At 63.1% G+C, this 13323-nt stretch carries 13 protein-coding genes; 4 read left to right on the top strand and 9 right to left on the bottom strand.

Going from position 1 to position 13323, the window contains the following annotated elements; translation table 11 throughout:
- Both ACE3OO_RS19755 and ACE3OO_RS19750 read left to right on the top strand, forming a co-directional pair.
- The coding region (locus tag ACE3OO_RS19755) for a glycosyltransferase (RefSeq protein ID WP_374305708.1) at positions 1–1058 on the top strand (1058 nt) is incomplete at its 5' end.
- A gap of 133 nt (positions 1059–1191) precedes the next feature.
- Positions 1192–1560 (top strand): hypothetical protein, encoded by a 369-nt coding sequence (locus ACE3OO_RS19750; RefSeq protein ID WP_374305706.1) that lies wholly within the window; start codon positions 1192–1194, stop codon positions 1558–1560.
- Positions 1561–1573: 13 nt separating this feature from the next.
- Here the strand turns inward: ACE3OO_RS19750 and ACE3OO_RS19745 are convergent, their stop codons facing one another.
- Positions 1574–2863, bottom strand: coding sequence for an adenosylmethionine--8-amino-7-oxononanoate transaminase (locus ACE3OO_RS19745; RefSeq protein WP_374305704.1), 1290 nt, complete (start codon positions 2861–2863; stop codon positions 1574–1576).
- Entirely contained in the window at positions 2856–3836 is a 981-nt protein-coding gene (gene bioB / locus ACE3OO_RS19740; RefSeq protein WP_374305701.1) for a biotin synthase BioB, read from the bottom strand. Before bioB ends, ACE3OO_RS19745 begins: the two co-directional genes overlap by 8 nt.
- On the opposite strand from bioB, the gene bioD reads away from it, so the two are divergent.
- Positions 3835–4620 (top strand): dethiobiotin synthase, encoded by a 786-nt coding sequence (bioD, locus tag ACE3OO_RS19735; protein WP_374305698.1) that lies wholly within the window; start codon positions 3835–3837, stop codon positions 4618–4620. The genes bioB and bioD overlap by 2 nt on opposite strands.
- Positions 4621–4686: 66 nt before the next feature.
- Here bioD and ACE3OO_RS19730 read toward each other — a convergent pair whose 3' ends face one another.
- The 4 genes from ACE3OO_RS19730 to ACE3OO_RS19715 are packed head-to-tail and all read right to left on the bottom strand — an operon-like array spanning position 4687 to position 9125.
- Complete coding sequence (locus ACE3OO_RS19730; RefSeq protein ID WP_374305696.1) at positions 4687–5523, bottom strand: N-acyl homoserine lactonase family protein; 837 nt, start codon at positions 5521–5523, stop codon at positions 4687–4689.
- 9 nt (positions 5524–5532) lie between these two features.
- Positions 5533–6528: an ABC transporter permease gene (locus ACE3OO_RS19725; RefSeq protein WP_374305694.1), complete on the bottom strand. Its 996-nt coding sequence runs from the start codon at positions 6526–6528 to the stop codon at positions 5533–5535.
- The gene (locus ACE3OO_RS19720; RefSeq protein WP_374305692.1) at positions 6525–8084 is read right to left on the bottom strand and encodes a sugar ABC transporter ATP-binding protein; all 1560 of its coding nucleotides are present in this window, start codon (positions 8082–8084) and stop codon (positions 6525–6527) included. Before ACE3OO_RS19720 ends, ACE3OO_RS19725 begins: the two co-directional genes overlap by 4 nt.
- A gap of 30 nt (positions 8085–8114) precedes the next feature.
- The gene (locus ACE3OO_RS19715; RefSeq protein ID WP_374305690.1) at positions 8115–9125 is read right to left on the bottom strand and encodes a sugar ABC transporter substrate-binding protein; all 1011 of its coding nucleotides are present in this window, start codon (positions 9123–9125) and stop codon (positions 8115–8117) included.
- A gap of 114 nt (positions 9126–9239) precedes the next feature.
- Here ACE3OO_RS19715 and ACE3OO_RS19710 point away from each other — a divergent pair, with 114 nt between their 5' ends.
- The gene (locus tag ACE3OO_RS19710) at positions 9240–10271 is read left to right on the top strand and encodes a LacI family DNA-binding transcriptional regulator (RefSeq protein ID WP_374305688.1); all 1032 of its coding nucleotides are present in this window, start codon (positions 9240–9242) and stop codon (positions 10269–10271) included.
- Here the strand turns inward: ACE3OO_RS19710 and msrP are convergent.
- From msrP to ACE3OO_RS19695, 3 genes are all read right to left on the bottom strand, one after another.
- Positions 10268–11242: a protein-methionine-sulfoxide reductase catalytic subunit MsrP gene (gene msrP / locus ACE3OO_RS19705; RefSeq protein WP_374305686.1), complete on the bottom strand. Its 975-nt coding sequence runs from the start codon at positions 11240–11242 to the stop codon at positions 10268–10270. The two genes, ACE3OO_RS19710 and msrP, sit on opposite strands and share 4 nt — an antisense overlap.
- A gap of 148 nt (positions 11243–11390) precedes the next feature.
- Positions 11391–11861 carry a Dps family protein gene (locus ACE3OO_RS19700; protein WP_374305683.1) on the bottom strand — a complete coding sequence of 157 codons (471 nt, stop codon included), beginning with the start codon at positions 11859–11861 and terminating at the stop codon, positions 11391–11393.
- 140 nt (positions 11862–12001) lie between these two features.
- The gene (locus ACE3OO_RS19695) at positions 12002–13204 is read right to left on the bottom strand and encodes a pyridoxal phosphate-dependent aminotransferase (protein ID WP_374305681.1); all 1203 of its coding nucleotides are present in this window, start codon (positions 13202–13204) and stop codon (positions 12002–12004) included.
- Between the last annotated feature and the right edge of the window lie 119 nt (positions 13205–13323).

The raw sequence follows: 13323 nt of genomic DNA, 5'->3' as shown, positions 1-13323 counted from the left end.
ACGATATCGCGGTGCTGTTCGTCGGCCGGCTCTCTTTCCATGCCAAGGCACATCCTTTGCCGATGTATCTCGGCCTCGAGCGCGCCGCGCAAGCGCTGGCCAAAAGCGGCAAGCGCAAGATCCACCTCATCCAGGCCGGCTGGTTCGCCAATGATTTCATCGCGAACGCGTTCAAAAACGGTGCGGCACAATTCTGTCCCAGCGTGAAGGCGGTCTTCCTCGATGGGCGCAAGCCGGATCTCCGCGCCCAGGCCTGGGCGGCGGCTGATCTCTTCACCTCGCTCTCGGACAATTTCCAGGAAACCTTCGGCCTCACGCCCATTGAGGCGATGGCGGCTGGTCTCCCCGGCGTGGTCAGCGACTGGAACGGCTACAAGGACACGGTACGCGATGGTGTCGATGGCCTGCGCGTGCCGACCCTAATGCCGCGGGGTGGTCTCGGCGCCGACCTTGCCGACCGGCATGCTGCGGGGATCGACACCTATGACCTCTATTGTGGCTTCTCCAGCCAGTTCGTCGCCATTGACCCCAATGCCACGGCACGCGCCTATCTGAAACTGATCGAAGACGACGACCTGCGCCGCCGCATGGGTGCTGCGGCGCGCCGGCAGGCGGTCGAAAATTTCGACTGGGCCTCGGTGGTGAAGCGCTATCAGGCCTTGTGGCATGAACTTGGAGCCCTGCGCGCGGCCGGTGCGGAGAACGCCCCGCGACAGGCCGGCGAACCTGGCAACCCCGCCCGCCTCGACCCCTTCATCAGCTTTGCGAGCTACCCCAGCGATATTCTGAGCGACCAGCATATCGTCGCAGTGACGCAGGGCGCCGATGGCGCCAGACTGCAGGCCTTGCTGCAGTCGCCGCTCATTTCCTTCGTAAAGCCGGTGGCGCCGGACGCCGACGATTGCGCGCGCATCCTCGCCGATCTGCAGCGACGGGGCCCAGTCACCGTCGCCGATATCCTGGCCGATGCGCCGGACGCCCGCCGCGATCGGATCGAACGCGGGCTGGTCTGGCTGGCAAAACTGGGCCTGCTCAGCATCAAGCCGTCAACGCGATAGGCGTTAAACTTTCTAAAATCCAATCTATTTCGACTTAAAATGTGTGAGGTCGGTCACTAAAGACCCCTTCCTCGCTCGAAATCCCCGGATGCGCGCTATATCCCGCTGCGGGGACACATGGAGGAAACCGAAAATGTCGAACAAGGCGTTTTTCAGTCTGGGTACGGTTCTCAAAGTCACCATTGCACTGGGCATCGCTGTCGCGACGGCACCTGCAGCCATGGCCGGTATCGCGATCGTCAATCTCAGTTCTGCTCAATTCGTGTCGAACTGCCAGCGCATGGGCGGCACGCTTACCCAGCCGCAAGGCGGCGGCCTGTCTTGCAAGCTGCCGAGCGGAACAGTGGTGAGTTGCTCGTTCAACAGCGACGGTTCGGCCTTCTGCAACTGGGGCAGCCGCCTGGCCGCTATCGATTCGCGCGACCTGCTGGGAACCAAGCTCGAGAACAGCGACACCAAGGTGCCAAAGACCACGGTTCCTGGCGGCGACACGCTGAATTGAGTGGGGCTGTTCGTTACGCTCGCTCACGCGACCACAGTGCCGTCACTTCGGTGACGGCACTGGTGAGCTGGCGCAAATCCGTTTCTTCGATGACGAAGGGCGGGGCCAGATAGACGATGTTGCCGAAAGGGCGGATCCAGACGCCGCGTTTGAGGAAATGCGGCCGCAGCCAGGCACCTTCGCCGGCGCGGTCCAGTTCGACGACGCCGATGGCGCCTTTGACACGCACGTCGACGACACCTTTAAGGCCACGACACGCCTCCAGCTCAGTGCGCATCTGCGTCTCGATGGCAGCGACCTGCGCCAATCGCGGCTCGCGTTCGAACAGATCCAGCGAGGCGTTGGCCGCGGCGCAGGCCAGCGGATTGCCCATATAGGTGGGGCCGTGCATCAGCGCCGTCTCGTGGCGCTCGGAGAGGAATGCCGCATAGACGTGCTGTCTGGCAATCGCTGCCGATAGCGGCAGGGTTCCGCCGGACAGGGCTTTGGACAGGGTCATGATGTCGGGAACGATTCCGGCCTGCTCGCAGGCGAACATCGACCCCAGGCGACCGAATCCGGTCATGATCTCGTCCAGAATCAGCAGCTGACCGCGCGCCTCCGTGATGCGGCGCAGGAAGCCCAGCACCGACGGATCGTGGAACTTCATGCCGCCGGCGCCCTGCACCAGCGGCTCCAGGATGATGCCCGCGATCTCGTCACCGCGCTGCGCCAGCAATTCGATGAAAGCCGCTTCGCCGGCCATGTCGACGGGCAGCGGCACCACGATCTGCTCGGGCAGGTAGCCCTTGAAATGGCCGTGCATGCCCTCGTCCGGATCGCAGATCGACATGCAGGCCATGGTGTCGCCGTGATAGCCGTGGCGGAAACTGACGAAGCGCGTGCGGCCGCGGACGCCGCGATTGATCCAATACTGGATCGCCATCTTCATCGCCACTTCGACCGAGACCGAACCGGATTCGCAGAAGAAGACATGGTCGAGATCGCCCGGTGCCAGCTTGGCAAGGCGCGTTGCCAGCACCATCGCCGGCTCATTGGCAAGGCCGCCCAGCATCACATGCGGCAGCTTCTCGAGTTGTGCCGCGACCGCCGCGCGGATATGCGGGTGGTTATAGCCATGGGCCTGGGTCCACCAGGACGAGATACCGTCGATGAGGCTTGACCCGTCGGAGAGATGAAGGCGCACCCCTTCCGCGCGCACCACCGGCAGCGGCAACGGCGCCGTCTGCATCTGCGCATAGGGCAGCCACAGATGCTTGAAACCGGCCTGCAGCCAGGCCGGCGCCCCGCCGATCTCAGGCATGATGCCTTTGCACCGGCATCGGCTTCAGGCCGAGTTTATCGAACAGGGCTTCGTCCCTGGGCTGGGCTGGGTTGGCGGTGGTCAGCAGTTTGGGCCCGCAGAAGATGGAATTGGCACCGGCGAGGAAGGCCAGGGCCTGCAACTCGTCGCTCATGGTCTCGCGCCCGGCGGAGAGGCGCACCATCGAAGCCGGCATCAGGATGCGCGCCACCGCGATGGTGCGCACGAATTCCAGCGGATCGAGCCTGTCGGTGCCGTGGAGCGGCGTGCCTTCGACCTGGACCAGCATGTTGATCGGCACCGATTCCGGATGTTCCGCCATGTTGGCGAGCGTCGCCAGCATGGCGGCCCGGTCGCGCCGACCTTCGCCGAGGCCGACGATGCCGCCGCAGCAGACCTTCATCCCCGCGTCGCGCACATGCTGCAGCGTGTCGAACCGGTCCTGCATGGTCCGGGTGCTGATGATCTCGCCGTAATATTCCGGCGAGGTATCGATATTGTGATTGTAATAGTCGAGACCGGCAGCAGCGAGAGCATCCGCCTGCTTTTCGGTCAGCATGCCCAAGGTCATGCAGGTCTCGAGGCCCAGATCCTTGACGCCCTTCACGATGTCGCAGATCGCCTCTACATCGCGGTCCTTGAGTTCGCGCCAGGCCGCCCCCATGCAATAGCGCGAGGCACCGCCGTCCTTAGCCGCCTTGGCGGCCCCCACGACCTTTTCCACCTGCATCAGCTTGTCGGCCTCGACGCCGGTTTGGTACTGCGCGGCCTGCGGGCAATAGGCGCAATCCTCGGCACAGCCGCCCGTCTTGATCGAGAGCAACGTCGACATCTGCACTTCGTTGGCATCGAAGCGCTGGCGATGCACACCCTGCGCCCGGAAAATCAGATCGTTGAAGGGCAGCGCGAAAAGGGCTTCCACCTCGGCGACCGGCCAGTCGTGACGCAGATCCTGGTCGCTCAGCTTGTCCATGTCGTTCTGCCTTTCCTGCTTAACCTCGGTCGGCGCGGACGCTAAGCTCGGCTCCCCAGGGTGTCAAGCCAACGGGTCCGCCGCAACTGATCAAGTGAAAAACACGCAAATTATGACCGGGTATTTTGTCACCGCCACTGGCACCGATATCGGCAAGACTTTTCTCAGCGCCGCCTTGCTGCGCCACTGGCGCCGGGAGGGGCGCGCCATCGCTGCGCTGAAACCGGTCATGAGCGGCTTCGACCCTGCCGATGTGGCCGGCTCCGATGCCGGGCAGTTGCTGATGGCCATGGGCGCGCCGATGGATGCCGGCGGCCTCAATCTCATTTCGCCCTGGCGCTTTGCGGCCCCGCTCTCGCCCGACATGGCGGCTGCGCGCGAGGGCAAGACCATCCCCTATGCCAAGCTCGCCGAAACCTGCCGCGCGGTTGCCGGCATGATGCCGGAGGACGGACGCCTCATCATCGAAGGTGTCGGCGGCGTGCTGGTCCCGCTCGACGACCGGCATACGGTCATGGATTGGATGCGCGATTGCGGCCTCCCCATCCTGCTGGTGGCCGGTTCCTATCTCGGCACCATCAGCCATACGCTCGCTGCCCTCGCGGCGATGAAACTGCATGGGCTCAAAGCCCACGCCGTCATCGTCAATGAATCGACGGTGAGCCCGGTGCCGCTTGAAGAGACCGTCGCGGTCCTCGCCCGCCATGCAGTGGGTGAGCGCATTCTCGCTTTACGCCGGTCAGCCGGTGACGCCGATGTCGCACGACTTGCAGAACTCTTATGACCGATATCGTCCTTATCGGCGCCCAAGCCCGCTTCGACCTCGTGCCGCCGCGGGCTTTTCCGGCATCTAGGCCGCCCGCAGGATTCGGAAGCCCTCGATCTCCTTGATGATCGGAAGCTTGGGCCAGCGTTTGCTGTCGTGGAGGATGATGAGCCGGTCGAGATCGCCTGCGATCTCGGTATTGATGCGGTCCATCGTCTTCAACTGCTCCCAGATGCTGCCCACCCCGTTGGCGAGCGGCACATAGACGCCGTCATTGTTATGGCCCTTGATGTTGCGCCCGTCATAGACGCAATCGCCGGAGATGACGAGACGGCCCTTGCTCGTCTCCAGGATGGCGAATTGCTGGCCCAGCGTATGCCCTTGCCCGAAGCGCACATGGAGGCCCGGCAGAATATTGTCCCGGTCACCTTCGAGGAGCGTCAGGCGATGCTGCACCGAAGCATCGAAGGCATTCCTGAGATCATCCGGATTGATGATCGCGGTCAAGAAACCGAATTGCGGCGGCAGGGCCATGGCCTCGATCCAGGAGAGGATCTCCGCCTTCTGCACCCAGATATGCGCCCTGGGGAATTTGCCGATCGAACCCATGTGATCGAAATGGGCATGCGAGATGACGATATCCGTCACCTGCTCCGGCGCCACGCCGAGTTCCCCCAGCATGCGCAGCGGCGAGACCCAATCGGGAATGCCGAAGCGGACACCCATCTCGGCGCCGATGCCTTCCTGCATGAAGCCGGTATCGACCAGGACGACCTTGTCGCCGCGCCGCGCCATGACGAAGGAGAATGGCAGGTCGACGACACCGTCATCATGCGCACCGCTGATCAGCCCGTCCAACGGCTGGTCCTTCGACCGGGCGAATTCGATCACATAGACGTCCCAATGCTTGTCGGCGCTCATGGCTCTTCCTCAGTTTTCCGCCATCTGCCGGCCGAGGCTGGAGAGCCCCACTGCGATGATCAGGATGGCGCCCTGCAGAATATATTGTGAATAGGTGGGCGCACCGAAAATGTTGAGGCCGTTGAAGCCGAAGGCGATGATGAGGGCGCCCACAAACGTGCCGACGATGTGGAACTCGCCATCGCGCAAGGTGGCCGAGCCCAGGAACACGGCGGCGAAGGCGGTGAGCAGGTAGGAATCGGCAGCACTCGTCGTACCGCTGCCGAGCCGCGAGGCCAGCAAGGTGCCGGTGAGGGCGGCACAAATGCCGGAGAGGACGAAGCCTAGGATCTTGATGCGGTCGACATTGATTCCGGCGAGCCGCGCTGCCGCCGGATTGCCGCCCACCGCCTGGATTTCCTGGCCAATGGCGCTCTTTTCCACCAGCAGCCACAGGCCGCCCAGCATCAGGACCATGATGACGATGTTGTTGGGGATACCGAACAGCCAGCGCCCCAGCGACAATTGCAGGAAGGCTTCCGGCACGCCGGCGACGATGGGGACGCCGGCCGAATAGGCAAAGGAGAGGCCGACCAGAATGGTGCCGACGCCCAGTGTGGCAATGACCGAATTGACCTTGGCCTTGGTGACGATGAGGCCGTTGACCACGCCGATCAGGGCCCCCGCCAGCAGGATGACCGCGATCGCCGCCGGAATCGGCAAGCCGTGACGCACGATGAGGCCCGTCACCAGCACGCCATGAAGGCTCGCGGCAAAGCCGATGGAAAGGTCAAGCTCGCCGACGATGACCGCCAGCGTCAGGCCGCCGGCAATGATCATGGCGAGCGAAGCCTGGTTGATGACGTTGGTGAAATTGCCGAGCGTCGGAAAGGCCTGGGGCGACAGCACCGAGAAGGCCAGCAGCATGAGACCGAGGCCGATGATCGTCGCATAACGCGCAAAGAGGCTGAGCGCGCGCTTTGCGTCCGGCGAAAGGCGGCGATTGCCGAGGGCAAGATCGCTCATGACGTCACTTCCTTCTCTTCTGCCTTGTGGTGATAGCTTGCACCGACGATAGCGGCGCGCGTGATCGCCTCGCCCGCCAGTTCCCGGACGATGCGGCCATCTGCCATGACCAGCACGCGGTCGCATAGATCCGGCAGTTCATCGGGTTCCGACGAGACGACCAGGACCGCCATGCCGTCCGCCGCCATTTGGCGAATGAGACGATGAATTTCGGCACGCGCCCCGATATCGACACCGCGCGTCGGCTCGTCGAGGATGAGGATGCGTGGGCCCCGGCGCAGCCAGCGCCCGATGACGACCTTCTGCTGGTTGCCACCGCTCAAGGACCCCACCGGCACATGAATTCCGGCAGTCTTGATGGCGAGCTCGGCCACCGTCCGCAGAGCCATGCTGTTGCGCCTGGCCGGACTGATCACCGGCAGCAGCGGGGAAAGAGCGAGGCTGCGCAGATTGGCGAGCGACAGGTTGAAGGCGACGCTCTTGCCGAGCAGCAAGCCTTCGCTGCGCCGTTCCTCCGGCACCAGGCCGATACCGGCCTTATAGGCCTGGGCAGGGCTCCGCGGCGCGAAGGGCCTGCCATCCAGGATCATGCTACCGGCATCCAGCCGATCGACCCCATAGATCAGGCGCATGAGCTCGGTGCGCCCGGCACCGACCAGCCCGCCGATGCCGAGCACCTCGCCCCGATAAAGATCGAACGACACGTCGTTGACTTTCGGGTGCCGAGCCAAACGCGTTACTGACAGTATGGGCGTGCCCACCGGTTGCCGCCGTTCGATCTGCGTCTCAGCCGCGGCGGCATGGCCGACGATGGCCTCGACCAGCACGGCGCGGCTCAGTTCATAGCGGGCGAAGCGGGCAATGGAATCACCGTCGCGAAAGACGGTGACGCGGTCGCACAGGCGCAGGATTTCATCGAGCCGGTGCGAAACGTAGAGCACGGCAACGCCTGAGCGCGACAGGTCCTGGATGATCTCGAACAGCCGTTCGCTCTCATCGGCCGAGAGTGAGGCCGTGGGCTCGTCCATGACGATGAGGCGCGCCTTGTGTACCAGGGCCCGGCAGATGCTGACCAGCCAGCTTTCGGCCGTCGACAGGGTGCCGACCTTGGCATCAAGGCTGGCGCGGATGCCGACACGGGCGGCGAGCGGCGCCACATCGCTCGCGATCGCCTTCCAATCGACCAGACCGAAGCGGGTCTTCTTGTCGACGCCCAGCATGATGTTCTGCAGGATCGTCATGCTGGGGACCAGGGCTACGTCCTGATGGATGAAGCTCATCCCCAGTTCCGTCGCCACATGCGACGTGGCGATGGAGAGCGGCTTGCCGTCGAACTGGATCTCGCCGCCATCCGGCTGCACCAGACCGGCGAGGATCTTGATCATGGTCGACTTGCCGGCACCGTTGGCGCCGACCAGCCCATGCACTTCGCCCGGCGCGATGTCGAGCGATACGCCTTTGAGCGCCTGCGCGCCGCCGAAGGATTTTCGAATTCCGCTCGCCGAGATGAAGGGGAGCGCTGCGCTTTCCGGCGAGAAAGGTGTGAGACTGTTCATCGCAAGAGCGCGCGAGGCTCCCCCTTCTTCTTACTTGATGGCGTCGGGATGGTCGGTGATGAACTGCTCGACCGAGTCCTTGGTTACCACCACCGCCGGCACTTCCGCAGCCTTCGGTTGCCAGGATGCGCCGGCCTTTTTGATCTCGTCCAGCATCTTCACCATGTTATAGCCTTCGCTATAGCTGTCCTGCCAGGCAGTTGCTGTCATATGGCCGCCGCGGATATTCTCCAACGCCTGGGCATTGCCGTTGATGCCATAGACCTTCACATCGTCGCGCCCTTGCGCGCGCAGCGAACCGATGGCGCCGATCGCCGGATCGTCCCAGCAGCCCCAGACCGCAAGCGGCTCGGAGCCGGCCGGATGCGAGGTGAGCCAAGCATTGGCATATTGCGCGCCGTCCTCGAAATAGCCGGGGATGCGCACTTCGTTCTTGGTCACCTTGATATCGGGATGTTGCGCCAGGATCTGGTCCATCACCACTTCGCGGTTCCGGCACACTTCGCCGGTCCGGTAGGTGAGGGCCAGGACGCTGCCCTTGCCGCCCATTTCCTTGGCCATCATCTCGACGATCGGTTCGGCCATCGGGCCGCCGGAGCCGTTGGTGGCAGCAACGGTGGAACCGAGACCGCCGCCCCAGGTCACGACCGGAATGCCGGCACTCTTGGCGGCGTCAAGCCCGGCGCCGATCGAGGAGAAGGGAAACACCATGTCGATGATCGCGTGCGCCCCACGCTGGGCGAAATTCTGGATGCCGGAATTGGCCTGGTCGGCGCTGCCGGCGGCGTCGATGACCGAGACCTCCCAGCCGAGTTCGGCCGCGGCGGCCTCCGCCCCCTTGATATAGCGAACGTTGTTCGCTTCCGTGGCGGCGATGGAGACGATCCCCACCAGCGGCTTGTCCGCCGCCGCCATCTGGGCGCCGAACGTCAAAGCGGCGCCGAACGCGCAAAGAGTCAGAGTCTTATTCAGAGACCTTGTCGTCCTCATGTTTCCCTCCCACAGGAACCGGGGCTGCCCGCCTTGTTGTTTGGCGAACATGTCCTAACCGTTTCGCCAGAATTACGCAGGACAGACTTCCGATCAAGCGGATTCTATCGGTAGACTTTTAATTTCGCCGCGCTAGATTGAGCGAAACGGTTAGCTGGAAGGCAAATGGCAACGATTCGGGATGTGGCAAAGGCTGCCGGGGTATCGATCGCGACGGTTTCCGCCGTGGTGAACGATTCCGCCTATGTCAGCCCCGAGCTCAGAAAGCGCGTCCAGGCCGCCATCGAGGAATTGCATTATGCCCCCTCGACCGCGGCGCGCAACCTCAACCGGGGCCGCAGCCAGCTCATCGCCATCGTCGTGGCGGATCTCTCCAACCCCTTCTACAGCCATATCGTCTGCCTCGCGGAAGCGGCGGCGGCCGCCTGGGATTATTCGCTGGTCGTCTTCAACAGCGACGAAAAGCCGGAAGCGGAAAAACGCATCATGTCGCGTATCCGCCAGCTTTCCTGCGACGGTGTCGTCCTGGTGCCGGTCGGGGAAAGTGCGCAGCATCTGCAGCGCGATCATGAGGGGAAATCGATCCCAACGGTCCTTTTCGGCCGCGTCTTCGAGGACAAGCGTTCCGACACGGTGACGATCGACAACGAATCCGCCGGACGCCAGGCGACCAACTACCTGCTCGACCTCGGCCATCGGCGCATCGGCTCGATCATCGGCCCGCAGCACCTCACGACGGGACGCGGTCGCTATGAGGGCATGATGCAAGCGCTGCAGGCGCGGGGTGTGACACCCCTGCCCCATCACATCCGCCAGGGCGAGTTCCGCGAGGAAGTGGCCTATGCCATGGCGCGGGAAATGTTGGAACGGCCGGACCGGCCGACGGCACTTTACGTCGCCAACGGCGTCATGGCGCTGGGTCTCATGCGGGCCATCGCCGATCTTGGCCTCAAATGCCCGGACGACATCTCGATCGCCTCGACCGACACGATTACCGGCATCAGCGGCCTGCGCCCGCGCCTGACGCGGACCGAACATCCGATCAACGAGATGATCAACGAATCCTTCCGCCTGCTGATCGGCCGCATCAACAGCAGTGCCGCCCAGCCGCCGCGCCACGTCGTCTTCCAGCCGACCCTCGTGGTCGGCGAAAGCTGCGCACCGGTCATTGCCGCTGCTGCACCCGTCGCGATCTAGAAGAAATAGTTCCGGTCGTTAAGGTCGGGATAGAGGCCGGCGACGAACGCGCCATAGCCGTTGAAGATCTGCGTCGGCACGCGCTCGCCTGACCCCAGCACGCGTTCCGATTCCTGGCTCCAGCGCGGATGCGAGAAGGCGGGGTTTACGTTGGCATAGAAGCCATACTCGCTGCCCTGGATCGCCTGCCACAGGCCCACCGGCTGTTCGTCGGTGAAAGTGATGCGCTGGATGCCCTTGGCCGATTTGAAACCGTATTTCCACGGCAGCGCCAGTCGGAGCGGCGCACCGTTCTGCTTGGGCAACGGCTTGCCATAGATGCCCGTGGCGACAAAGGCCAGATCGTTGGTGGCCTCGGCCAAAGTGAGGCCTTCGATATAGGGCCAGGGATAAAGCGGATCGGACTGGCCGGGTGCTGCATCGGCGTTCATGAAGCTTTCGAAGCGCAGAAATTTGGCGCCGGCCTGCGGCTCGGCCATCGCAACCAGCGCGCTCAAGGGGAAACCGCTCCACGGCACGGCCATCGACCAGGCCTCGACACAGCGATGCCGATAGGCGCGCTCCTCGAGCGGCATCTTCTTCAGAAGATCGTCAATGGCGATGGTCTGCGGCTTGCCCACCATGCCGTCGATGGTGATGGCCCAGGGACGGATCGGCAGCGCCTGCGCCGCGGCCGAGATATCCTTCGACGTACCGAATTCATAATAATTGTTGTAGGTGGTGGCATCGCCTTCCGGCGTGAGGTCACGGTCGAGCGTGAACTTCGCGTTGCGCTGGACGGGATAGAGGCCGGCCGAGGGGTCCGGTGTTGCATCGCCTTCCGCCGCTGCCTTCTTTTCGCAGGCCAACAAGGCGGGAGCGAAAATGGCGCCCGCCGCACCCGCCAGGAACCGCCGGCGGCCACGGAAGACTCCCTCCGGCGTCAGCGCCGATTCCCGCAACTCCCAGCCACGGTTTTTACGAATCCACATCGCCTTCTCCTTATGCGTCCTCAACAGCAGATACGCAGCAGGCAGGCGATAGATTACAGGCGGATCTGCCACGCCTGAAACGAAACCGGCGCGGGAGTGCGCCCGCGCCGATCTAACTCATTGAGAAAATGGCGTTACTTGCCCGAAACTATTTGCTGAGCAAGGCGCGCAGCATCCAGGCATTCTTTTCGTGAATCTGCATACGCTGGGTGAGGAGATCCGCCGTCGGCTCGTCGCCGGCTTTGTCCGCCGCCGGAAAGACGGAACGGGCGGTTTTCGACACGGCTTCCTGGCCCTGGACCAGCTTGCGGATCATGTCTTCGGCCGAAGGCACGCCCTGCTCTTCCTTGATCGAGGAGAGCTTGGCATAGGCGGCGTAGGTGCCCGGTGCCGGATAACCCAGCGCCCGGATACGTTCGGCGATGAGATCGACCGCGAGTGCCAGTTCCGTGTACTGCGTCTCGAACATGAGATGCAGCGTGTTGAACATCGGCCCTTCGACGTTCCAATGGAAATTATGGGTCTTGAGATAGAGCGTGTAGGTGTCGGCCAGGAGGCGCGACAGGCCATCGGCGATGGCTTTGCGATCTTTCTTGGAGATGCCGATATCGATGTCCATGATTGCCATCCTCATTGGTTTGTTCAGGTCTAAATTTGGGCCTAAACCATGACAATCGCAAGCTTTACCGGCAATCCGAGAGATGAAAAACGTCGCAGTCGGTGATCGAGCAGGTCGATCACCGACTGGATATCAATCGACTACTTCAACTTCTCGCAGGCGCGGATGATGCGGTTGCAGGCATCCTTCAAGGCTTCGGTCGAGGTGGCGTAGGAGATGCGGAAATGCGGGGAAAGGCCGAAGGCCGAACCCTGCACCGCCGCAACACCTTCGGCTTCGAGCAGATAGGTCACGAAATCATCGTCGGTGGCGATCTTCTTGCCCTCCGGCGTGGTCTTGCCGATTGTGCCGGCGCAGGACGGATAGACGTAAAAGGCGCCTTCCGGCTTGTGGCAATGCAGGCCCTTCGCCTTGTTCAGCATCTCCACTACCATGTCGCGGCGTTCCTTGAACGAGACATTGTGCTTGGCGATGAAATCCTGTGGGCCGTTGAGGGCTTCGACCGCCGCCGCCTGGCTGATCGACGAGGGGTTCGAGGTCGATTGCGACTGGATCTTCGCGATCGCCTTGATCAGCGGCGCCGGCCCGCCGGCATAGCCGATGCGCCAGCCGGTCATGCAATAGCTTTTCGAGACGCCGTTCATGGTGAGCGTGCGCTCATAGAGCTTGGGCTCGACCTCGGCGATGGTGGCGAATTTGAAATTGTCGTAGACGAGATGCTCGTACATGTCGTCGGTCAGCACCCAGACATGGGGGTGCTTGAGCAGCACGTCGGCCAGCGCCTTCAGTTCTGCGGCGGTATAGGCGGCACCGGTCGGGTTGCTCGGCGAATTGAGGATCAGCCATTTGGTCTTGGGCGTGATCGCCGCTTCCAGCATTTCCGGCTGCAGCTTGAACTGGTGGTTCTGGCCGCATTCGACCGCGACCGGCGTGCCTTCGGCCAAATGCACGATGTCCGGATAGGAGACCCAATAGGGCGCCGGGATGATGACTTCATCGCCCGGGTTCACGGTGGCGACCAGCGCGTTGTAGAGCACCTGCTTGCCGCCGGTGCCGACCGTGATCTGGTCGATCTTGTAGTCGAGATTGTTCTCGCGCTTGAACTTGGCGATGATCGCCTTCTTCAGGGCGTCGGTACCGTCGACATTGGTGTACTTGGTGTCGCCCGCGTTGATCGCCTTGATCGCCGCCTGCTTGATGTTGTCCGGCGTGTCGAAATCCGGCTCGCCGGCGCCAAGGCCGATGATGTCGCGGCCCTGCGCCTTCAGTTCGCGCGCCTTCATGGTCACGGCGATCGTGGGCGAGGGTTTGATGCGGTCGAGGCGGTCGGCAAGGAAAGCCATTTCAGGTCACCATTTCAGGGGGCAAAAATCCGGCCGGAAGATAGCCCCCACCCCCGCTTGCGGCAACCCAAATTGACCCTTCCGGGACGCAAGGCGGCAATGCGTCGCCGATGATGTGC

Source organism: Ferrovibrio sp. (assembly GCF_041906005.1).
In the GTDB taxonomy this organism is placed as follows: Bacteria; Pseudomonadota; Alphaproteobacteria; order Ferrovibrionales; family Ferrovibrionaceae; genus Ferrovibrio.
This window is presented reverse-complemented; position numbering and strand designations above follow the sequence as displayed.